At 63.8% G+C, this 20,060-nt stretch carries 20 protein-coding genes; 13 read left to right on the forward strand and 7 right to left on the reverse strand.

Annotated elements, in window-relative coordinates:
* The first annotated feature begins 4 nt into the window (after positions 1 to 4).
* Both HWE04_RS21645 and HWE04_RS21650 read left to right on the forward strand, forming a co-directional pair.
* Positions 5 to 1,204 (forward strand): class I SAM-dependent methyltransferase, encoded by a 1,200-nt coding sequence (locus HWE04_RS21645; RefSeq protein ID WP_241813680.1) that lies wholly within the window; start codon positions 5 to 7, stop codon positions 1,202 to 1,204.
* Between the two features lie 46 nt (positions 1,205 to 1,250).
* Positions 1,251 to 2,225: an NAD-dependent epimerase/dehydratase family protein gene (locus tag HWE04_RS21650; RefSeq protein ID WP_241813681.1), complete on the forward strand. Its 975-nt coding sequence runs from the start codon at positions 1,251 to 1,253 to the stop codon at positions 2,223 to 2,225.
* Between the two features lie 17 nt (positions 2,226 to 2,242).
* On the opposite strand, the gene galE is transcribed toward HWE04_RS21650, so the two are convergent.
* From galE to ttcA, 3 genes are all read right to left on the reverse strand, one after another.
* Positions 2,243 to 3,262, reverse strand: a complete 1,020-nt coding sequence (galE, locus tag HWE04_RS21655) for a UDP-glucose 4-epimerase GalE (RefSeq protein ID WP_241813682.1) — start codon at positions 3,260 to 3,262, stop codon at positions 2,243 to 2,245.
* Positions 3,263 to 3,296: 34 nt separating this feature from the next.
* Entirely contained in the window at positions 3,297 to 4,373 is a 1,077-nt protein-coding gene (gene rfbG, locus HWE04_RS21660; RefSeq protein WP_174616835.1) for a CDP-glucose 4,6-dehydratase, read from the reverse strand.
* Between the two features lie 452 nt (positions 4,374 to 4,825).
* Positions 4,826 to 5,791 (reverse strand): tRNA 2-thiocytidine(32) synthetase TtcA, encoded by a 966-nt coding sequence (gene ttcA / locus HWE04_RS21665; RefSeq protein WP_411909966.1) that lies wholly within the window; start codon positions 5,789 to 5,791, stop codon positions 4,826 to 4,828.
* Positions 5,792 to 6,129: 338 nt separating this feature from the next.
* On the opposite strand from ttcA, the gene HWE04_RS21670 reads away from it, so the two are divergent.
* Entirely contained in the window at positions 6,130 to 7,320 is a 1,191-nt protein-coding gene (locus HWE04_RS21670) for an amino acid aminotransferase (protein WP_241813683.1), read from the forward strand.
* A complete protein-coding gene (locus tag HWE04_RS21675; RefSeq protein WP_077236265.1) occupies positions 7,313 to 7,945 on the forward strand; it encodes a YitT family protein in 633 nt (210 codons plus the stop codon). Before HWE04_RS21670 ends, HWE04_RS21675 begins: the two co-directional genes overlap by 8 nt.
* Positions 7,946 to 8,014: 69 nt before the next feature.
* Here the strand turns inward: HWE04_RS21675 and HWE04_RS21680 are convergent, their stop codons facing one another.
* Together HWE04_RS21680 and HWE04_RS21685 are read right to left on the reverse strand one after the other, a co-directional pair.
* Positions 8,015 to 8,410 carry a dihydroneopterin aldolase gene (locus HWE04_RS21680; protein ID WP_241813684.1) on the reverse strand — a complete coding sequence of 132 codons (396 nt, stop codon included), beginning with the start codon at positions 8,408 to 8,410 and terminating at the stop codon, positions 8,015 to 8,017.
* 17 nt (positions 8,411 to 8,427) lie between these two features.
* The gene (locus tag HWE04_RS21685) at positions 8,428 to 9,195 is read right to left on the reverse strand and encodes an SDR family oxidoreductase (protein WP_006461310.1); all 768 of its coding nucleotides are present in this window, start codon (positions 9,193 to 9,195) and stop codon (positions 8,428 to 8,430) included.
* A 44-nt stretch (positions 9,196 to 9,239) separates the two neighbouring features.
* On the opposite strand from HWE04_RS21685, the gene HWE04_RS21690 reads away from it, so the two are divergent.
* The 5 genes from HWE04_RS21690 (at position 9,240) to HWE04_RS21710 (ending at position 14,275) form a co-directional block, all read left to right on the forward strand.
* Positions 9,240 to 10,400 (forward strand): class I SAM-dependent methyltransferase, encoded by a 1,161-nt coding sequence (locus HWE04_RS21690; protein ID WP_241813685.1) that lies wholly within the window; start codon positions 9,240 to 9,242, stop codon positions 10,398 to 10,400.
* Positions 10,401 to 10,410: 10 nt separating this feature from the next.
* Positions 10,411 to 10,605, forward strand: coding sequence for a DUF2905 domain-containing protein (locus tag HWE04_RS21695; protein ID WP_006461312.1), 195 nt, complete (start codon positions 10,411 to 10,413; stop codon positions 10,603 to 10,605).
* Positions 10,606 to 10,626: 21 nt separating this feature from the next.
* Complete coding sequence (locus HWE04_RS21700; protein WP_241813686.1) at positions 10,627 to 11,283, forward strand: response regulator; 657 nt, start codon at positions 10,627 to 10,629, stop codon at positions 11,281 to 11,283.
* Positions 11,280 to 12,623, forward strand: coding sequence for an ATP-binding protein (locus HWE04_RS21705; RefSeq protein WP_077236260.1), 1,344 nt, complete (start codon positions 11,280 to 11,282; stop codon positions 12,621 to 12,623). Before HWE04_RS21700 ends, HWE04_RS21705 begins: the two co-directional genes overlap by 4 nt.
* Before the next feature lie 167 nt (positions 12,624 to 12,790).
* Complete coding sequence (locus tag HWE04_RS21710) at positions 12,791 to 14,275, forward strand: DegQ family serine endoprotease (RefSeq protein ID WP_241813687.1); 1,485 nt, start codon at positions 12,791 to 12,793, stop codon at positions 14,273 to 14,275.
* A 162-nt stretch (positions 14,276 to 14,437) separates the two neighbouring features.
* On the opposite strand, the gene kefC is transcribed toward HWE04_RS21710, so the two are convergent.
* Both kefC and kefF read right to left on the reverse strand, forming a co-directional pair.
* Positions 14,438 to 16,267, reverse strand: coding sequence for a glutathione-regulated potassium-efflux system protein KefC (gene kefC / locus HWE04_RS21715; RefSeq protein WP_241813688.1), 1,830 nt, complete (start codon positions 16,265 to 16,267; stop codon positions 14,438 to 14,440).
* Between the two features lie 54 nt (positions 16,268 to 16,321).
* Positions 16,322 to 16,843 carry a glutathione-regulated potassium-efflux system oxidoreductase KefF gene (kefF, locus tag HWE04_RS21720; RefSeq protein ID WP_241813689.1) on the reverse strand — a complete coding sequence of 174 codons (522 nt, stop codon included), beginning with the start codon at positions 16,841 to 16,843 and terminating at the stop codon, positions 16,322 to 16,324.
* 316 nt (positions 16,844 to 17,159) lie between these two features.
* Here kefF and HWE04_RS21725 point away from each other — a divergent pair, with 316 nt between their 5' ends.
* The 4 genes from HWE04_RS21725 to HWE04_RS21740 all read left to right on the forward strand — a co-directional run bounded on the left by HWE04_RS21725 (position 17,160) and on the right by HWE04_RS21740 (position 19,832).
* A complete protein-coding gene (locus HWE04_RS21725) occupies positions 17,160 to 18,350 on the forward strand; it encodes a gamma-glutamyl-gamma-aminobutyrate hydrolase family protein (protein WP_241813690.1) in 1,191 nt (396 codons plus the stop codon).
* A gap of 292 nt (positions 18,351 to 18,642) precedes the next feature.
* Positions 18,643 to 18,951 carry a DUF883 family protein gene (locus HWE04_RS21730; RefSeq protein WP_077236255.1) on the forward strand — a complete coding sequence of 103 codons (309 nt, stop codon included), beginning with the start codon at positions 18,643 to 18,645 and terminating at the stop codon, positions 18,949 to 18,951.
* Positions 18,952 to 18,962: 11 nt separating this feature from the next.
* Entirely contained in the window at positions 18,963 to 19,373 is a 411-nt protein-coding gene (locus HWE04_RS21735; protein ID WP_006461320.1) for a phage holin family protein, read from the forward strand.
* 30 nt (positions 19,374 to 19,403) lie between these two features.
* Positions 19,404 to 19,832, forward strand: coding sequence for a hypothetical protein (locus tag HWE04_RS21740; protein WP_077236254.1), 429 nt, complete (start codon positions 19,404 to 19,406; stop codon positions 19,830 to 19,832).
* Positions 19,833 to 20,060: the final 228 nt, after the last annotated feature.

Here is a 20,060-nt window from a genome sequence, read left to right on the forward strand (position 1 = left end):
CCTCATGGACCATCCCGATTCCGATACCCGCCATTGGACACGCCCACCCCTGTGTGCCTGTCCTCTTTGCGGCACCCTGCCCGCGCAACCCTTGCTGTCGCTCTCATTGTCGCAGCGTGCAGGGCTGCCCTCCGACATTACGGTATCCGTCTGTGCAGCCTGCGATTTCGCCTACGTGGCACCGGTCGATGCGCAAGCCTATGACCGCTATTACGCCGCCAATACCAATGACCAGATGTCGGTCCACGCGGAGATTTCCGAGCTGGACGCCAGGCGCTATGTCACGCAGGCCGATACCCTGGCCGCCATCCTCGGCGGTCCGGAGGCGCTGGATGTCCTCGACGTGGGATGTGGCGAAGCGGGCCTGTTGCGCACCCTGGTGGCGCGTTTTCCGCAGCATCGCTATGCCGGCAGCGATCCCAACGTCAAGGAGGACGCGCCGGGTGGGCGTGGCGCGCATCCGCGCATCCGCTTCAATCGTTCGTGGCAGGAAATCGATCAACAGTTTGACGTGATCATCCTGTCGCACGTGCTGGAACACATCGTCGATCTCAAGGATTTTTCCGCCATCGTCGGCAAGCTTGCGCCGGGCGGCAAGATCTACATCGAGGTACCGGATGCGGCGCACTACGCGTCCGCGCCGCGCCGGGAGTTCTGCTATTACTTCGATCGCCTGCACGTGAATCATTTCTCCCTTGCATCCTTGTCGGATGTGGTACGAAGCTGGGGTCTGGGAATCCGCCAGGCTGGTCGCCAGGATTTCACCTACAAGGATGGCAATCCCTTCCCCGCCTGCTATGTCATCGGCGCAGCAGGGGGCGACAGCGCGGCTGGTCTGGAGGCGCGGCATGGCCTGCCGCAGGCGCTGGCCTCCTATCTTGCGCAAGAGCGCGACCGCGCAGGCAGGATGGCGGCGCAGTTTGTTCCCGGGCAGGAGATCGTGGTCTATGGTTTTGGCGATAATTTCTTCCGCTCGCGTGCGGCCGGCGGGCCGCTGTCTGCCTGCCGGGTGCGTGCCGTGATCGACGCGCGTTGGGAAGCGCTGTCGCAATCGGCCTATGGCGGGCAATACCGTTTCATGGACCGTGATGCCGCGCTGCGCGAGCATGCCGGACTGCCCATTGTGGTGACCGTATCGTGGGGGGGCGAGACGATAGGACGAATGCTGGCCGAAGCTGGGGCACAGAAGGTGCTGGTGTTCTGATATCCGCGACGATCATGCGGGCGGGCGCAACATGAAAGGAGAATCAATGAAATTGCTGATATCTGGCGGGACGGGTTTTTTCGGCAAGGCACTGCTGCGACATTTCCTTGGCAGGGCACTGGAGAGCGGCACGCCGGACTTCACCCAGATCGTCGTGCTCAGTCGCGCGCCGCGGCGCTTTCTCGACCGGCATCCGGAATTCGATGGCTTGTCCTGGCTGCGCTTTCACGAGGGCGACATCCTGTCGCCGCAGACCTTGCCGTACACCGACCGTTTTAGTCACATCCTGCATGCTGCGGCTGATTCCACCGATGCAGCGAGGCTGACGCCGCTGGAACGGTACGACCAGATTGCAGCGGGCACGCGCCATATGCTGGAGCTGGCGGCAACCACCGGCGCCTCGCGCTTCCTGCTGACCAGTTCAGGTGGTGCCTATGGGCCGCAGCCTGCCGACATGGTGGCGATGCCGGAACATCTGCACAGCATGCCCGACCCGCTCAATCCCGGTAATGTCTATAGCCTCGCCAAGCGGCAGGCGGAGCACCTGTGCGCGCTGTATGCGGCGCAATACGGGTTCGAGGCGGTAGTGGCACGCTGCTTCGCCTTTGTCGGCGAAGATCTGCCGTTGAACGCGCATTTCGCCATCGGCAACTTCATCCGAGATGCCTTGTACGGGCAGGAAATTGTGGTCGGTGGGGATGGCAGCCCGGTGCGTTCCTACATGCACCAGGCCGACCTTGCGCAGTGGCTGACGTTCTTGCTGCGCGAAGGCAAGGCCGGCGAGGCCTACAACGTGGGTTCGTCCGAGGCGGTGACGGTGGCCGAGTTGGCCGGATTGGTGCGAGAGCTGGTTGCACCGGACAAGCCGGTACGCATCATGGCCAAGGCCGTTGCCGACAATCCGGGCCGCAACCGCTACATTCCCGATATCTCCAAGGCCCAGGCACTGGGCGCGCCGCCAGTGCGCGGCTTGCGCCAGGCCATCGTGGACACGGTCCAGTCCCTGCGGCAAGGCAGCTGAATCGCCTTTGACCGGAGTCAGGTGGCGCTGTCCTTGAAGCCGTTGGGATTCTTCTGCTGCCAGCGCCACGAATCCGCGCACATGGCGTCCAGACCGAGGCGGGCCTCCCAGCCGAGCTTTTCCCTGGCCTGGGCCGGATCGGCGTAGCAGGAGGCGATGTCGCCAGGACGGCGGTCGGCGATGGTATAGGGCAAGGTCTTGCCGCAGGCTTTTTCGTAGGCCTTGACCACGTCCAGCACGCTGTAGCCGATGCCGGTGCCGAGGTTGACCGAGAAGCATTGCGGCGTGGTCAGTGCCTGCAGGGCAGCGACGTGGCCATGGGCCAGGTCCACGACGTGGATGAAGTCGCGCACGCCCGTGCCATCGGGTGTGGCATAGTCGCCACCCCAGATATTGAGTTTCTCGCGGCGGCCGATGGCGACCTGCGCCACGAAGGGCATCAGGTTGTTGGGAATGCCGTTGGGGTCTTCACCGATCAGGCCACTCTCGTGTGCGCCAACCGGATTGAAATAGCGCAGCAGCGCGATCTTCCAGTCGGGATGGGCGCGGTAACAGTCGCGCAGCATATCCTCGATGACGATCTTGCTGCGGCCGTAGGGGTTGCTGGCCGACAGCGGATGGGCTTCATCCAGCGGCAGGTATTGCGGGTCACCGTAGACCGTGGCCGAGGAGGAGAAGACGATGGTCTTCACGCCGGTCGCTTCCATCGCTTCCAGCAGGCGCACTGTCCCGACCACGTTGTTGTCGTAGTACATCAGCGGCTTTTCCACCGATTCGCCCACCGCCTTCAGGCCAGCGAAGTGGATGACCGCATCGCACTTGAATTCGCGCAGCACGCTCTCGAGCTGGTCGCGATTGCGGATGTCGCCCTTGACCAGGGAGACCTGCCTGCCGCTGATCTGCTGTACCCGCTTGACCGATTCCGGGCTGCTGTTGCAGAAGTTGTCGAAGACGATGACTTCGTGGCCTGCATTGAGCAGTTCCACGCAGGTGTGCGAGCCGATATAACCGGCGCCGCCGGTGACGAGGATGTTCATGAGCTGACAGTTCTCCGGGTGCGTAACCCGGAGATTATGTCAGACTCTGGTAGAAGGCGATCTGATTCTCGCTCAGGCTGCGCAGATCCTCGTTGTTGAGGTAGCCGGCATACCATTGCGCAGTCAGCTCCAGCGCGGTGTAGAGCTCCATCTTGGGAATCCAGTCCAGGCGCTGACGGGCCTTGGAAATGTCCAGCCGCAGCGTGCCGGCCTCATGCGGGCCCTGCGGTTGCGGCTCCAGTCTTACCTCCACCGGCATCACGTCATTCTTCTGCAAGGAATGATTGAAGGTGGCGCAGAGCTGGCTGACGGTCTGCATATCGGTGTCGGCCGGGCCGAAGTTCCAGGCCTCGCCATACTTGCCGCCGTGCTCATAGAGCAACTGGGCGATCTGCAGATAGCCCGACAGTGGCTCCAGCACGAACTGCCAGGGGCGTACCGCATGCGGGTTGCGGATGCTCACGGCCTCGTTTCTTTCCAATGCACGGACGAAATCGGGCACCAGCCGGTCGGCTGCGAAGTCGCCGCCGCCGATGACATTGCCGGCGCGCACGCTGGCGATGCCGACCGGGTTCTCCGGGTCCTTGGCGAAGAAGGAACGGCGATAGGCCGAGGTCACCAGTTCGGCCGCGCCCTTGCTGCTGCTGTAGGGGTCGTGGCCGCCCATCGGGTCGTCCTCGCGATAGCCCCACAGCCATTCACGGTTTTCATAGCATTTGTCGCTGGTGACCACCACCACCGAGCGCACGCACGGAGTGTGGCGCACTGCTTCCAGCAGGTGTGCGGTCCCCATCACGTTGGTGGCGTAGGTATCGAGGGGCGTGCTGTAGGAGTCGCGTACCAGCGGCTGGGCGGCCAGGTGGAAGACGATGTCCGGCTGCACCGCCGCCAGCGTTTCGGCCAGGTGCTTGGGATCGCGCACGTCACCGGTGGTGGTCTGCACGCAATTGTGCAGCCGCGCCAGGTGGAACAGGCTGGGATTGGTCGGCGCCGGCAGCGAATAGCCGCTGACCTTGGCGCCCATCAGGTGCAGCCAAAGAGTCAGCCAGCTTCCCTTGAAGCCGGTGTGACCGGTGATGAAAACGCGCTTGTCGCGCCAAAAATGAGCCATCAGGCAGCCTCTTACACGTAGGGCGGAGAGTCGTTCGGGTGCAGAGGCGTGGGTGCGATGTTTCACGCGGCGGCCGGCACGTCGGTGGCGGCTCGGCCTCCCGGTATTTTCCGTGTCGGGATCACGTTTTCCCTGCGAAACCACGACTGCATGGTTGTCTTTATTCTGACCTGGCAGCGAGCCCTCGCGGCAGCTCACTACGATGGGTCAGATTAGAACATGCGGTTTTTCGCCTTCAAGCGTGGAAGAGGAGGGTATTTGTCGTCCAATCCCCGACTATAGCCGGATGACAACAAAAATTTACTTTTTTGGGTTTGGCTGGCGCCCGCGCTGGCCGCAGAAGCCGCTTTGCAGGCGGGCTTCCGGGCAATCAGGTGATACGCGGTGTCTCGTCATCCTAAGTCTTGCAGCGGGTGTGGCAAGCGTGAGAACGACGCCAGTCGGGCTGGGAATCAGAGCAGACTGACCACCGATTGCCCCTGGTCGAGCTGGTCGTCGCGATCGAACAGGGTGTCGCCTGCGGCCTGCTTGCCTGCAACCGGCTGGAAGCTGCCGAAGTCGAACAGGCTACGGTCCAGCATATGCGATGGCGTGATGTTGGCCATGGCCGTGAACATGCTCTTGATCCACAAGGGATTGGTCTTTTCCCACTCATTGAGCATTTCGCGCATGGCCTGGCGCTGCAGGTTGGGCTGCGATCCGCACAGGTTGCAGGGGATGATGGGGAATTCCATGGCGGCCGCGTACTTCTTGATATCCGGCTCGCGCACATAGGCCAGCGGACGGATCACCACGTTCTCGCCATCGTCGGCGATCAGCTTGGGCGGCATGGTCTTGATCTTGCCACCATAGAACATGTTGAGCATGAAGGTATGCAGGATATCGTCGCGGTGATGGCCCAGGGCGATCTTGGTGGCGCCCAGTTCCTTGGCCACGCGGTACAGGATGCCGCGGCGCAGGCGCGAGCACAGGGAGCAGGTGGTCTTGCCGGGGGCGATCTTGTCCTTGACGATGCTGTAGGTGTCTTCCTCGACAATGCGGTAGCGCACGCCGATGCGCTCGAAATACGCGGGCAGGATGTGCTCGGGGAAACCCGGCTGCTTCTGGTCCAGGTTCACGGCGATGATCTCGAACTTCACCGGTGCCACCGTCTGCAGGTAACGCAGGGTCTCCAGCATGGTGTAGCTGTCGGCGCCGCCGGACATGCAGGCCATGATGACGTCGCCGTCGCGGATCATGTCGAAGTCGGCAATGGCACGGCCGGTCATGCGGCGGATGCCCTTTTCCAGGATCTCGAAGCGGCGCGAGCCGCGTGCCGTCACTTCCGCATGCGCGCCGGCAGCCGGCGTGGACGGTTCATCCAGCCCGGGCAGCTGGGTCAGGTCGGACAGTTGCACTGCGGCCGCAATGTCGTTCATGGGGGAATTCCTTCAATCGGTAGGCTGTTGCTGCCGCGCCAACGCCAAGTCTGCCGGTTGACAAACAGGCAAGATGGCTGGGCACGGGCGGAGGACCGGCATTTTCTCATGCAGCGCCGGTTCATGCCATGGGCGGGGCGCGTTCGGGCAGTGCGCCTTGCGCAAAACGTGGCATTCAGGCCGCATCTTCTGCTACCCGTGCCTGAAGAAAGTCCTGTGAAGCAGCGATCACGCCAACGCAAAGCGGGAAATTTTCCCCGCGCCGCGCTACCATGGCGGTTTTGCCGGTAAAGCTCGGCTGCACCGGCATCGGCGTTTCTCAATCTGACGAGGTCCTCATGTTTTCGCATCTCCCGCCGTATGCCGGCGATCCCATCCTGAGCCTGATGGAACAGTTCCAGCGCGACGAGCGCAGCAACAAGGTCAACCTTTCCATCGGCATCTATACCGATGGCCGTGGCGTGGTGCCGGTGCTGCCCTCGGTGCGCACCGCTGCCGCGGCGGTGGCCGAAGCCGGCGCGCCCTACGTCTATCTGCCCATGGAAGGCCATGCCGCCTATCGCCAGGCGGTGGCCAAGCTGCTCTTCGGTGCGGATCTGCCCTCGGCGGAACATCTGGCCATCGTGCAGACCCTGGGCGGATCGGGTGCACTCAAGGTGGGCGCCGACCTGATCGCGCGTTTCTTCCCGCAGCCCACCATCTGGCTGCCGGACCCGACCTGGGACAACCACGTCGGCATCTTCGAAGGCGCCGGCTTCAAGACCGAGCGTTACCCCTACTACGATGCGCAGACCAAGGGCCTGAACTTCGAGGGCATGCTGGCCAAGCTGGATTCCCTGCCCAAGGGCGCGGTGGTGCTGCTGCACCCCTGCTGCCACAATCCGACCGGCGTCGATCCGACCCGCGCGCAGTGGGAACAGATCGTCGATGTGCTCGAAAGGCGCGGTCTGCTGCCCTTCTTCGACCTGGCCTACCAGGGCTTCGCCGAGAGTCTGGACCAAGACATCTGGCCGGTGCGCGAGGCGGTGCGTCGCCAGATTCCGTTCTTCCTCTCCAATTCCTTCTCCAAGATCTTCTCGCTCTACAGCGAGCGCATCGGTGCGTTGTCGGTGTTCTGCCCGCAGGCAGGCCAGGCGGCCAATGTGCTGGGCCAACTGAAGCTGACCGTGCGTCGCAACTACTCCAGCCCGGCGCGCAATGGTGCGCTGCTGGTGGCGCATGTACTGGGCGACGACAAGCTGGCCACGCAATGGCGCGCCGAAGTCGAGGAGATGCGGGTACGGGTGCGCGACATGCGCGTCAAGCTGGCCTCGCAACTCAAGAGCGCGGTTCCGGATCAGGACTTTTCCTTCCTGCTGCGCCAGAACGGCATGTTCGGTTACACCGGCCTGACGTCCGCCCAGGTGGACCGTCTGCGCGAAGAGTTCGGCGTCTACGCTGTCGGCACGGGCCGCATCTGCGTGGCCGGCCTCAATGACAGCAACGTTGCACGCGTGGCCGAGACCATGGCCGAGGTGCTGCGTGGCTGAAGTGGCAGGCAAGGCCGCATTGGTTGCGGCCGACATCCGCCACAAGAGCTATGAAGACGTGCTGGCGCTGGTGGCCGGCACGCTCTTCGTCTCGCTGGCGGTAAACATGTACAGCCAGGTGGGCCTGTTGACCGGCAGCACCGCCGGCCTGGCCTTCCTCACGCATTACCTGACCGGCCTGCCGTTTGGAGTGGTGTTCTTCGTCATCAACATCCCGTTCTATTACTTCGCTTTCCGCAGGATGGGCCGGCGCTTCACCGGCAAGACCTTCTGCGCGGTGGCGCTGGTCTCCGGCTTTTCGTTGATGCATCCGCACTTCATCAGCTACGGCAAGCTGGACCTGTTCTACAGCGCGGTGCTGGGTGGCCTGTTGATGGGGGTGGGATTCGTGATGCTGTTCCGCCATGGCGCCAGCCTCGGTGGAATCAACGTGGTTACGCTGTTCCTGCAGGACCGTTACGGCCTGCGTGCCGGCAAGCTGCAGATGGGCGTGGACGTGGTGATCGTGCTGTGTTCGCTGTTGGTGGTGACGCCCCGGGTCTTGCTGGCATCCATCCTGGGTGCGGTCACTGCCAATCTGGTGATTGCCTTGAACCACCGGGCGGGCAGGTATATGGGAATGTAGTGTTGCGCCGCATGAAACAGACAGGCGTCCCTTGGCGGGGACGCCTGTTTTTGTTTCTGAAAGCCAGAATCAGCCCGGGGTCTTGATGCGGAATGTCTCCACGCCCACAGAATCGCAATCCGGATAGACGTCAGGCTTTTCGGTGGAGACGCGGACCGCCCGCACCTTGGGGTGGGCCAGCATGGCCGTCATCACGTCGTCGCACAGGGTTTCCTGCAGGTGGATGTGGCCGCGTGCCATGCGCTGGGCGATGGTGGAGCGGATGAAGTCATAGTCGACCACTTCGTCGAGATGGTCGGCGGTGGGCGTGGTATCGGCCAGTGGGACGTAGAGATCGACGTTGATCAGGATGCGCTGCTCACCCTTCTTTTCGAACTCGTGCACGCCGATGTTGATGAACACCTCGTAGTTGCGCAGGAACACGCGGCGGCAGTCTTGCAGGGAAGGATGGGACAGGAAGAGCATGATCAGAAATGTAAAGGTTATTTCGCCACGAACATGACGTCGCGCGAAAGGGGAAGCAAATGCTGGCCGCCATCGACCAGCAGGGTGGTACCCGTCACGGCCCGCGCCGAGGCCACGTAGCAGACGGCAGCGGCGATGTCCTCGGGGGTGCTGCCACGGCCCAGGGGCGTGACGGTGTGCGCCCGGTCGAACTGTTGCTCGGTCTGGTCGCCCGAGACCATGGTCAGGCCGGGCGCCACGCCCACCACCCGGACCTTGGGCGCCAGTGCCTGCGCCAGCAGGGTGGTGGCGCTGTGCAGGGCAGCCTTGGACAGGGTGTAGGACAGGAAGTCGGGATTGGGATTGTACAGTTTCTGGTCCAGCAGGTTGACCACGACGGCTTGTTCGCCCTCCGCCGTGGCCTCGTACAAGGCCTGCGCCAGCAACACCGGGGCGCCGACATTGGCACTCATGTGGCGCAGCAGGCGTTCGTTGCCGAAGCTGGCGGCGTCATCGAAATCGAACAGCGAGGCGTTGTTGACCACACAACGGATGCGTCCCAGCGGTGCAGCCTGGGCCAGCAGGCTGCTCACCTGGGCCTGGTCGCCCAGCTCGGCATGCACGGCCAGTGACCGGCGCCCCAGGGCTTCGATCTCGCGCACCAGGGTATCGGCCTCTTCGCGCGAACGGTTGTAGTGGACGGCCACGTCCCAGCCGGCCCGCGCCAGTGCCAGGGCGATATGCCTGCCGATGCGCCGCGCCGCGCCAGTGACCAGCGCGACGCCGGCTGAAGTGGATGAGCTCATGCTCCAGGTCTCCAATAGTCCGATACTCCAATACAATACGGCCCATGCAACTGCAACTACCCGAACCAGGCGCCGACGCACAGTCGGCCTCGCACACCCTCCAGCAACTGATCGCCGGCGAGATCGCCGCCGCCGGTGGCTGGATTTCCTTCGAACGTTACATGGATCTGGCCCTGTATGCGCCCCAGGTGGGCTATTACAGCGGTGGTTCGGCCAAGCTGGGCAAAGAGGGGGATTTTACAACCGCGCCGGAAATCTCGCCCCTGTATGGCGCCACGCTGGCCCACCTGGCCGCCGAGGTGATCGCCGCCAGTCCCGAGGTGGACAACGTGCTGCTGGAATTCGGCGCCGGTACCGGCAAGCTGGCGCGGGACATCCTCAGCGAATTGCAGTTGCGGGAGGCCTTGCCGCGAAAATATTTCATCGTGGAAATCTCGGCGCAGTTGCGCGCACAGCAACAGGCAACGCTGGCCGCTTTCACGTCAGTGGTGGAATGGCTCGATGCCTTGCCGGAAAGCTTTTCCGGTGTGGTGGTGGGCAATGAGGTGCTGGACGCCATGCCGGTGCGGCTGGCCGTGAAGGCGGCCGAGGGCTGGCTGGAGCGCGGCGTGGCATGTGATGCCCAGGGGCGCCTGCGCTTCGAGGACCGTGCCGTGGCCGATCTGCCGGTGGCGCAGATTCCCGATGCGGATGAATTGCCGCAGGGTTATCTCACCGAACTGGCGCCAGTGGCCATCGGTTTCATGCATACGCTGGGCCGCATGCTGGCCCGGGGCGCAGGTGGCCTGGCGATCCTGCCGGATTACGGATTCCCGGCTGCGGAATACTATCTGCAGGATCGTGACCAGGGGACGCTGATGTGTCACTACCGCCATCATGCCCACCCTGATCCGTTCTACTGGCCGGGCCTGCAGGACATCACGGCCCACGTCGATTTCACCGCGATGGCGGTGGCCGCGGTGGAAGAGGGCGTCGAAGTGCTGGCCTATACCAGCCAGGGCGCCTTCCTGCTCAATGCCGGCATCGGCGAGCTGCTGCTGCGCACGTCGCCCGAGGATAGCCTGCGTTACCTGCCGCTGGCCAACGGCATGCAGAAACTGATTTCCCCGGCCGAGATGGGCGAGCTGTTCAAGGTGCTGGCCATCGGCAAGAACGTCGAATGGCCGGCCCGCATGCTGCGTCACGACCGCACCCACCGACTCTGAGGAGAAGCGCTTGATACGCTGGATCGTCGTCATCTTTCTCTCGGTCATCGTGTTCTCGACCTTGCTGCCCTGGCTGGAGAAGCTGGGCATCGGCCGCTTGCCGGGGGACTTGCGCTTCCGTCTGTTCGGCCGCATCTTTTCGCTGCCCTTTGCCTCGACCATCCTGATCTCGGTGGTGGTGTTCCTGCTGGCGAAGCTACTCTGAATCCGACAAGGAGCCTGCGACATGCGCGTATTGCTGGTGGAAGACGATCCCATGGTGGGCGAAGCCGTGCGCAAGGGTTTGCGCCAGGACGGTTTTGCCATCGACTGGGTGCAGGACGGCAAGTCGGCCGATGTCGCCCTGCGGACCGAGGATTACGCCATGATGCTGCTGGATCTGGGCCTGCCGCAAAAGGATGGCCTGGCGGTGCTGCGCACGCTGCGCGAGCGCGGCAACGGCATCCCGGTACTCATCACCACGGCGCGTGACGCGGTGGCCGACCGCGTGGCCGGGCTTGATGCCGGGGCCGACGATTACCTGATCAAGCCGTTCGACCTGGAAGAACTGTCGGCCCGCATGCGCGCCCTTTCGCGTCGTCAGGCGGGGCGGGCAGAGAGTCTGGTGCAGGTGCGCGAGGTGGTACTGAATCCGGCCACCCACGAGGTCACCGTGGGCGGCAAGCCGGTCAACCTGTCGGCGCGTGAATTCACGCTGCTGCAGGCCTTCATGGATCGTCCCGGCGTGGTGCTGTCGCGGGCGCAGCTGGAAGAAAAACTCTACGGCTGGGACGACAGCATCGAGAGCAATGCCGTCGAGGTGCATATCCACGCGCTGCGCAAGAAGGTCGGCAGCGACTTCATCAAGAACGTGCGCGGCGTGGGTTACCTGGTGCCGGCATGAAATCGATCCGCAACAAGCTGTTGCTGTGGCTGGGACTGGGCCTGTTCTCCATCATCGTGCTGGCCGGTGTGGCGCTGTACTTCCAGGCGCGTGGCGAGGCCAACCAGATCTTTGATTACCAGATGCGCCAGATCGCGGCCTCGCTGCCGCGCCAGGCCTTCTCGCCGATCTCGCCGGGGCAGCAGTTCCCTGAGCTGGAGGACGAGATCATGATGCAGATCTGGGACAGTCGTGGCTCCGTCATCTACCACTCGCATGCCCGTGGCGCCATGCCGCGCCAGGCCGAACTGGGCTTTGCCAATGTGCGCGGGCCCAATGGCATGTGGCGCGTCTACAGCGCGCAGATCGGCAGTACCGTGGTGCAGGTGGCGCAGCCGCAGAGCGCACGCGACGAGATCGCCGCGCAGATGGCGGTCAAGACGGTGGTGCCTTTGCTCTTGCTGTTCCCCCTCATCGGGGTGTTGTCGTGGGTGGCGGTCAGTCGTGGGCTGGCGCCGGTGCGCAAGGCCGCCGCCGAAGTGGCCGCGCGCGACATGAATTCGCTGCAGCCCTTGTCGGACGTGGGCATGCCGCAGGAAATCCAGCCGCTCACGCATGCCTTGAATGACTTGCTGGCGCGCCTGAAGCATTCCACCGAAACCCAGCGCGCCTTCGTCGCCGACGCCGCCCATGAATTGCGCACGCCGCTGACCGCCCTGCGTCTGCAGGCGCAACTGGCCGAGCGTGCCAGCGATGAGGAGGAGCGCCGGGCTGCTTTCGCGGACCTCAAGAGCGGCCTGGAGCGGACCTCCCACCTGGTGCACCAGTTGCTTACCCTGGCGCGCCAGGAACCCGATGCCATGGGCTTTGCGATGGTCGATCTGCGCGCGCTGCTGGCCACCGTGGTAGGTGACCTGTCGTCGGTGGCCGAGCATGGCGGCATCGATCTGGGGCTATCGGATACAGGTGATGATGGCCGGCCGCTGCAGGTGCAAGGCAATGCCGATGCCCTGCGCATTCTCTTCAACAATCTGGTGGATAACGCCTTGCGCTACACGCCCGCGGGCGGCGTGGTCGATGTCGGCGTCGATCTGTCCGTTGCCGGTCGTTGCACGGTCGTCATCCAGGACAGCGGACCGGGTATCGCCGAGAGCGAATTGCCGCGTGTCTTCGATCGTTTCTATCGCGCCCAGCGGCCACACGGTGCGCAGGATGCCAGCAGCAATCGTGCCGCCTTCGGTAGCGGCCTGGGACTGGCCATCGTGCGCCAGATCGCCGACCTGCACCGCGTACCGGTGACCCTGGTCAATACCGGGAAGGGCTTGCAGGCCAGGGTCGACTTCGTCCTGCTGCCTGCCTAGGCGACGCCAGGCAGGCCACCTGCGAGGCAGGATGCTTCTTTTTTCTGCCTTAAGTCTGCCTTAATTTTCACTGCTTAATCTTCACTCCAACGGTTGAGGCAAGTGGGTCCCACAAGTGTGGTGAACCGGCCCGACCATCGATATCGCGTTCGATCAAGGAGAAGAAGATGAGCCGTCGCATTGTTTTTGTTCGTAACACTTTGGCCGTCATGATTGCCGCAGTGGTCGGCGGCAGCTATGTCTATTTTCGTGGCGCCGACCTGCCATCGGCGCAGGCGGCCGCGGTCAGTGCCCCGCTGGTGGCGGCCAGCCCCGCGTCCGCTGCCCCGGCCGGACCGGTGGTCGCGGCGGCCACCGATTTCTCGGGCATCGTGCAGCGCTACGGCCCGGCCGTGGTCAACATCAGCGTGACCGGCAAGGCACGCAAGGTGTCCGACGATGACGACAACGGTGTGGACCCCAATGACCCATTCTCCGAATTCTTCAAGCGTTTCGGGCCGCAGCTGCAGATGCCGCAGCAACCGCGAGTGATGCATGGTCTTGGTTCGGGTTTCATCATTTCGCCTGATGGTCTGATCCTGACTAATGCCCACGTGGTCGATGGTGCCCAGGAGGTGGTGGTCAAGCTGACCGACCGCCGCGAGTTCAAGGCCAAGGTGCTGGGCATCGACAAGCAGAGCGATATCGCCGTCATCCGCATCGATGCGAAGAACCTGCCGACGGTGCAGATCGGCGACCCGTCGCGGGTCAAGGTTGGACAACCGGTGCTGGCCATCGGCTCGCCCTACGGCTTCGACAATACCGCCACCGCCGGCATCATCAGCGCCAAGTCGCGCAGCCTGCCGGACGACAATTATGTTCCCTTCATCCAGACCGACGTCGCGGTCAACCCGGGTAACTCGGGTGGCCCGCTGTTCGATCTGAATGGTCAGGTGATCGGCATCAATTCGCAGATCTACAGCCAGACCGGTGGCTTCCAGGGCCTGTCGTTCTCGATCCCGATCGATGTGGCGATGAAGGTGGAGCAGCAGCTGGTCACGCATGGCAAGGTGACACGCGGCCGCCTCGGGGTGTCCGTGCAGGACCTGAACCAGGCACTGTCGGATTCCTTCGGTCTGAAGAAGTCCGAGGGTGCCCTGATCAGCTCGGTGGAGAAGGGTAGTCCGGCCGACAAGGCGGGTCTGCAGCCGGGCGATGTGATCCTGAGTTTCGATGGTCATGCCATCGATCACTCGGTGGATCTGCCCACGCTGGTGGCCGACGCCGCCCCGGGCAGCAGCAAGCCGATGGAAGTGATGCGGGCCGGCAAGGTACGCACCCTCAATGTGACGGTGGGCGAGATGAAGCAGGCCAAGAGCGATGCCAAGCCGGGCAAGAGCGATGACCAGGGGCGCCTGGGGCTGGCGGTGCGTCCGCTGGACAAGGACGAGCAAGCCCAGCTGGGCGGTCAGAAGGGCTTGCTGGTGGAAGACGCCAGCGGACCTGCGGCCGTAGCCGGCATCCAGAGCGGAGACGTGATCCTGGCACTCAATGGCACCCCGGTCACGAGCGTGCCCCAGTTGCGCAAGCTGGCTACCGAAGCCGGCAAGAATGTGGCGCTGCTGGTGGAGCGCGGCGACGAGAAGATCTTCGTGCCGCTGGCGCTGAATTGATATAAATGATTTGACGTTTTAGCAGTGGGTAGTACCGGTGAGCAGTCAGTAGTACGCAGTGAGTAGTTGTGAGTAGTGAGCAGTAGGTAGTCTTGTAGTAAGTGGTAAGCAGTAAGCAGTGAGGGATTTGGCCGGATGTGCGCAAGCGTGTCCGGCCTTTTTTTATGGCGCGGGCGGTGCGGGGGGCTCCTGGCGCCACTGGTCGTGCGAGTGATCGCGCTCCAGCGCCTCGCGGTCGCCGGCGAACATGGCCTGCAGTTCCTCTCTTGCCTGTGCGGCCATCGATACCATCTGCGCCTGGTTCTTGTAGTGCGGATAGAGCGCTTCCAGGGTCTTGAGATTATGGGCACGGAATTTCATGGCCGCCTCGCGGGCGCGATAGGCGCCGAAGTCCAGCTGCTGCAACACCTGCCGGCCCATGTGCAGGGCACTCTCGAAGGTCTCGCGTTCCAGGACGGTCACGCCGCGATCCATCAGGTCGTAGAGATGGGTGACGTTGCGGGCGCGGGCCGCGATCTGCAGGTGCGGGAATTCTTCGCGGACCTTGTCCACCATCTCCAGCGCGGCTTGCGCATCGTCGATGGCGATCACCAGTACGCGCGCCTTGTCGGCACCGGCGGTACGCAACAGGTCGATGCGGGTGGCATCGCCATAGAACACCTTGAAGCCGAACTTGCGCAGGAAATCGATCTGGTCCGGGTCATGGTCCAGCACGGTGGCGCCGATGCCATTGGCGGCCAGCAGGCGGCCGACGATCTGGCCGAAGCGACCGAAGCCGGCGATGATGACCTGATGGTCCTGCGGATCGATCTTGTCTTCCGGACGGCGCTTGCCGCCTTCCAGCCAGCGCACCAGCAGGCGGTCGTGCACCAGGAGCATGAGCGGCGTGATCAGCATCGACAAGGCCACTACCACCACCAGCATGGAAGAGATCTCGGGCGTGAGCACCTTGGCGGTGACCGCCGCGCCGAAGACGATGAAGGCGAATTCCCCACCCTGGGAGAGCAGGAAGGCGAAGAACAATTGCTGTCCGCGGGGAATGCCGAAGCAGCGGCCGAGGACCCACATCACACTGGTCTTGATGGCCAGAAAGCCGAGCACCATGCCGATGATGCGCCAGGGCTGCGCGAGGAACACGCCGAAGTCCACCGACATGCCCACGGCGATGAAGAACAGGCCCAGCAGCAGGCCCTTGAAGGGTTCCAGGTCGCTTTCGAGCGCATGACGATATTCGGAATCGGCCAGCAGCACGCCGGCCAGGAAGGTCCCCAGCGCCATCGACATGCCCACCGACTGCATCAGCAGGCAGGTGGCGATCACCAGCAGCAGGGCGAAGGCGGTGAAGATTTCGCGCATGTCGGTCTTGGCGATGATGCGCAGGATGGGGCGGATCAGCACGCGCCCACCGAAGATCAGCAGGCCGATCACCAGGGCCACCTGGGCAGCATGCAACCAGCCCTGGCCACTGCCCTGGCTGGCCGCCACGCCCAGGAGGGGAACGGCGGCCATCATCGGGATGGCGGCGATGTCCTGGAACAGCAGGATGGAAAAGCCGGCGGCGCCGGCCGGGGTGGCGGTGAGCTTGCGCTCGCCCAGCGTGGCCAGGGCGATGGCGGTGGAAGAGAGCGACATCCCCAGCGCGGCGATCAGGCCGATGCGCCAGGGCACGCCGGCTGCCAGGGCCGCTGCGAAGAGGGCCAGCGAGACACTGGCGACCTGCACGCTGCCCCAGCCGAAGATGGAGCGGCGCAAGGCCCACAGGCGCTTGGGATCGAGTTCCAGGCCGATCAGGAACAGCAGCAGCACCACGCCGAACTCGGAAAATTCGAGGATGTGCTTGACCTCGGTGATCAGTCCCAGCCCCCAGGGGCCGATGACGATGCCGGCCAGCAGGTAGCCCAGCACGGCGCCCAGGCCCAGGCGCTTGGCGATGGGCACGGCGGCCACCGCGGCGAGCAGATAAACCAGGGCGATGAGCAGTTGTTCATCCATGGGAGCGTCCAGTTTTCAGAAATGGGGTCGGGTGTGGAGGGAGGGGGCTGCGCATCATGCCTGCAGGCCCTCCAGATAGCGTTCTACGTGGTGCTGGAATTGCACCGGTGGGATATGGTGGGCGCCGTGCAGGATCAGCGGTTCCACCCATTGCATGCCGCACAGGCGGGCGGTCTGCTGGTAAGGCGGGAGGAAGTCCTCGAAGCGGTGGCCGTGGCGGCCGTCACTGCTGTAGGAGGCGGTCTCGCCGCCGGTGGAGGCCACCAGCCAGAATCGCTTGCCCTGCAGCGCGTGGCCGTCGTGGCCGAAGGCCCAGCCTCGGGTGAGCACGCGGTCCAGCCATTCCTTCTGCAGCGCCGGCATGCTGTACCAGTGGATGGGATGCTGCATCACGATCAGTTCGGCCTCGCTCAACAGTTGCTGTTCGTGCGCGATGTCGATGTGGAAATCCGGGTAATGCTCATAGAGATCGTGGACCCGCACCTCGGGCAGCCGGGCAGCGGCTTCCAGCATGAGGTGGTTGGTGCGCGAAAGCTCGGCAGCGGGATGGGCGTAGAGGATCAGGACCTTGGACATGGTGGCGGAGCTGGACGGTTGATCTGGCCGGGCCTGGCAGATCCGGTGAAATTGGCCGGAACATGCACGGCCTTTGTGTTGTCTGCCAGTACGAGGGAAAGGAGTGTGCCATGAAAGCGGGAGCGGCGGCTTGTATGAAACTGCTTGCCGGCACCGGCTGCCGCGGGCACAGCCACCTTGCCGGGCGACAGGTGTCCAAAGCCGGGCAATGCGCTTATACTCAGCCACTCCCCGGGTCCTCTGTCGTAGATTGTCGCCAGGCGCGTGGCCCATGATGCGCGCGGCAGTTCATCCATCCAGATCACTTATTGCAGCCATGTCCGACATCCAAGATTCCGAAGCCAACCTGCCGCCTGACCGCACCCCGGGTACGGCCGCGGCCAAGCCTGTCTCCGCCGACGCCTCCGGGGCGCCGGCCGCCTCCCAGTACCCTGCCGGGACGCCGCCGGTAGCGGGCTCCACCGTGAGCGTTGCCGCCAGCCCCGTGGTCCAGCCCGTAGTGCCTACGCCGGTCGATCCTGCTGCTGCCGCCGCTTCCGTGCAGCCTGGACCTGGTGCCCAGCCTGCAGCGGAAGCGACCCAGGCACAGGCGCAGCAAAGTCCGCAGCAAAGTCCCTATTCCTCCTTGCCCCCGCCGCCCCATCATGCCGGCGACGCGCCCTGGGCGCAGACCTGGCGTTTCCTCACGGCGCGCCTGCGCCAGCTGTCGGACAAGGCCGGTCGCCGGGTCATGCAGCGGACGTTGAAGATCGGCGTGTCGGCCCGTATCTTCCATCCGGAAAGCGGTGCCAAGGGCCTGCGCAGCAAGACCCTGCAATATCTGGAGGAATCGATTGCGCAGTGGGTCATGTCGCGCGATGTGCTGGTCTTCATGATCCCGACCGTCAATACCAATGGCCTGGTCCACCCCAGCAATATCCGCCTGCGGGACTATGCCAAGCACCTCGATGGGCTGGTCTTGCAGGGTGGGGCCGACGTCTCGCCGCAGAGCTATGCCCAGGCTGCCACGCGCCCTGAGTGGAGCGGTGACCGGGTGCGCGACATGTACGAACTGGAGCTGCTGCACGAGTTCATCGAGGCCGGCAAGCCGGTGCTGGGGATCTGCCGCGGTTGCCAGCTGATCAACGTGGCCTTCGGCGGCACGCTGTATCAGGACATCGCTACCGATGTGCCGACTGCCATCCTGCACGTCAATGACCAGTACGACAGCAATTATCACGCGCTGCATTTCCCCCAGGGCTCGTCGTTGGCAGGGATGGTCAAGACCGAGAATGCCATCGTCAACTCGATTCACCACCAGGCGGTACGTGACCTCGGGCGCGACCTGTCGGTGGAAGCGGTATCGGGCCCGGACCAGATCGTGGAGGCCATCCGCTATCGCAAGGCGCCGTTCGTGATGGGCCTGCAGTGGCACCCGGAATTCCACCGCGCCGGTGGAGCCGAGCTGCTGGATTGCACCCCCATCCTTGACAGTTTCCTGCGTGCCGCGCGGGAAACCCGCTTCTGATGGTCGGCCGGTTCTGGTTCTGATGGCCTCTCGACACGCCCTGTGTCGGGAGAATCCGCCGGAACCTAACGTCCACCGCATCATCGAACCAGTTTGCGCTGGCGCAAGCCTGCTCCAATGCATGTTCAGCAGGCTGGCAAGGCGCTATCCGCCAGGGAGCGGACTCTGTAGAATCAAAAGCTCGTCGCAACGCAGCAAACCTGCTCGCCTCAGCCTGGACATGGGGCAAGTGGCGAAAGGAATGCGAAGACTTGCTAGTCTTTTCCATAACCGGCAAAAAAGGAGAATTTAAATGCCTCAATCCCCCGCACTGAAGACCGTCCGCAACGACATGAAGACCCTGGTCAAGGACGCCCAGGCATTGTTCGCCGAGGCCGCTGCTGCCACCGGTGAAAAGGCTGACGAATTGCGCGCCAAGGGCCTGACCTTGCTGGAAGCTGCTGCCGAAGCGGCCCAGGGCGCACAGGCTGCCGCCATCGAGAAGGGCAAGGAAGTGGCTGCCAAGACCGACGACTATGTCCACGAAAATCCGTGGCGCGCCGTGGCCATTTCGGCCGGGCTGGGCCTGCTGGTGGGCCTGGTCATCGGTCGTAGCAAGTAAGCGCCGCGCCGATGGCGACGCCCCACAAGGAAAGTCCGGCGGCTTCCACCGCCCAGGCCGCCCACCCCGGATTGACGGCGGGGCTCCTGGGCCTGGCCAAGAACCTCCTCGGCCTGATCATCAGCCGTATCGAGCTGGCATCGCTGGAGATGTCCGAAATCGGTGCCAACCTGCTGCGCTTTGCTGTCATCTTCGTGCTGGCGGCGGTGGGCTTGTGGTTTGCCATCGCCTTCTGGTCGGTGCTGATCGTGATGCTGGCCTGGGACGCCTGGGGCTGGAAGATCCTGGCCCTGCTGGGCGCCTTTTTCACTGCGGCGACGGTCGGGCTGGTGTGGTACGCCCGCTCGGTGCTGCAGCAGGGCAAGCTTTCGCTGCCGCAGACCATGACCGAGCTGCGCAAGGATCGTGATGCACTGTTGTAAGTGCAAGTTTTCCATCAGAACGAGGACAGCATGACAGACCTGGATCACGGCATGACCCATGAGGAGCGCAAGCGCAAGGTACTGGCGCAGGGTGCGCTGTATCGGCTGGGCGTGATGGAGTCGCGTGAGGTGGTGCGCGAAAATCTCAGCGCCGAGTCGCTGGCCAAGGGGGCCTTGAGCCGCGTTGGCCATTTTGCCGCTTCGCTGTTTGGCGGCGGCAAGACGGTGCAGTCGATCAAGTCGATCAGCAGCGGCGGGCTGGGCAACCTGAATCTGCAAACGGTGACGCCGTTGCTCATGACAGGTGCTTCGCTGCTGTCGCGTCGCTGGCTGCGCAAGCCGCTGATGATGGGAGGCGTCATCGCCGCCGTGGGTGGGCTGGCCTATTATTTCAGCCAGCGCGGCGGGTCGGGCGGCAACGAGACGGTGGAACTGGAAGGACCGTCGCAGCCTGACTAGTTCTGCTTGGTTCTGTTTGCACCGGCCGTTTCACCCAAAGGCATCCGTTCATCCGGATGCCTTTGTAATTTGGCGGGTGCATCTCCCAAGCAGGAACATATCGGGCCGGCGAATGCTCTGAGGAAGACCGGCCGATGGCCCGGACAACAAGACTAGGGCCTGTTCACATTTAATCTGCGAGATGCGTTGGCGCCAGAAGGCGTGGTGGCAAGGCGCGCGTCAGGGCTG

The organism is Herbaspirillum sp. C7C2 (assembly GCF_022627865.1).
Taxonomy (GTDB): domain Bacteria; phylum Pseudomonadota; class Gammaproteobacteria; order Burkholderiales; family Burkholderiaceae_D; genus Herbaspirillum; species Herbaspirillum frisingense.

Bases quoted from the DNA above. Each gene is read 5' to 3' on its own strand.
- rfbG (WP_174616835.1), bottom strand. From the start codon at position 4,373: ATGGCTCATTTTTGGCGCGACAAGCGCGTTTTCATCACCGGTCACACC.
- HWE04_RS21725 (WP_241813690.1), top strand. From the start codon at position 17,160: ATGTCCGACATCCAAGATTCCGAAGCCAACCTGCCGCCTGACCGCACC.
- HWE04_RS21700 (WP_241813686.1), top strand. From the start codon at position 10,627: ATGCGCGTATTGCTGGTGGAAGACGATCCCATGGTGGGCGAAGCCGTG.
- ttcA (WP_411909966.1), bottom strand. From the start codon at position 5,791: ATGAACGACATTGCGGCCGCAGTGCAACTGTCCGACCTGACCCAGCTG.
- galE (WP_241813682.1), bottom strand. From the start codon at position 3,262: ATGAACATCCTCGTCACCGGCGGCGCCGGTTATATCGGCTCGCACACC.
- HWE04_RS21690 (WP_241813685.1), top strand. From the start codon at position 9,240: ATGCAACTGCAACTACCCGAACCAGGCGCCGACGCACAGTCGGCCTCG.
- HWE04_RS21650 (WP_241813681.1), top strand. From the start codon at position 1,251: ATGAAATTGCTGATATCTGGCGGGACGGGTTTTTTCGGCAAGGCACTG.
- HWE04_RS21730 (WP_077236255.1), top strand. From the start codon at position 18,643: ATGCCTCAATCCCCCGCACTGAAGACCGTCCGCAACGACATGAAGACC.
- HWE04_RS21680 (WP_241813684.1), bottom strand. From the start codon at position 8,410: ATGCTCTTCCTGTCCCATCCTTCCCTGCAAGACTGCCGCCGCGTGTTC.
- HWE04_RS21670 (WP_241813683.1), top strand. From the start codon at position 6,130: ATGTTTTCGCATCTCCCGCCGTATGCCGGCGATCCCATCCTGAGCCTG.
- HWE04_RS21740 (WP_077236254.1), top strand. From the start codon at position 19,404: ATGACAGACCTGGATCACGGCATGACCCATGAGGAGCGCAAGCGCAAG.
- HWE04_RS21685 (WP_006461310.1), bottom strand. From the start codon at position 9,195: ATGAGCTCATCCACTTCAGCCGGCGTCGCGCTGGTCACTGGCGCGGCG.
- HWE04_RS21705 (WP_077236260.1), top strand. From the start codon at position 11,280: ATGAAATCGATCCGCAACAAGCTGTTGCTGTGGCTGGGACTGGGCCTG.
- HWE04_RS21710 (WP_241813687.1), top strand. From the start codon at position 12,791: ATGAGCCGTCGCATTGTTTTTGTTCGTAACACTTTGGCCGTCATGATT.
- kefF (WP_241813689.1), bottom strand. From the start codon at position 16,843: ATGTCCAAGGTCCTGATCCTCTACGCCCATCCCGCTGCCGAGCTTTCG.
- kefC (WP_241813688.1), bottom strand. From the start codon at position 16,267: ATGGATGAACAACTGCTCATCGCCCTGGTTTATCTGCTCGCCGCGGTG.
- HWE04_RS21645 (WP_241813680.1), top strand. From the start codon at position 5: ATGGACCATCCCGATTCCGATACCCGCCATTGGACACGCCCACCCCTG.
- HWE04_RS21735 (WP_006461320.1), top strand. From the start codon at position 18,963: ATGGCGACGCCCCACAAGGAAAGTCCGGCGGCTTCCACCGCCCAGGCC.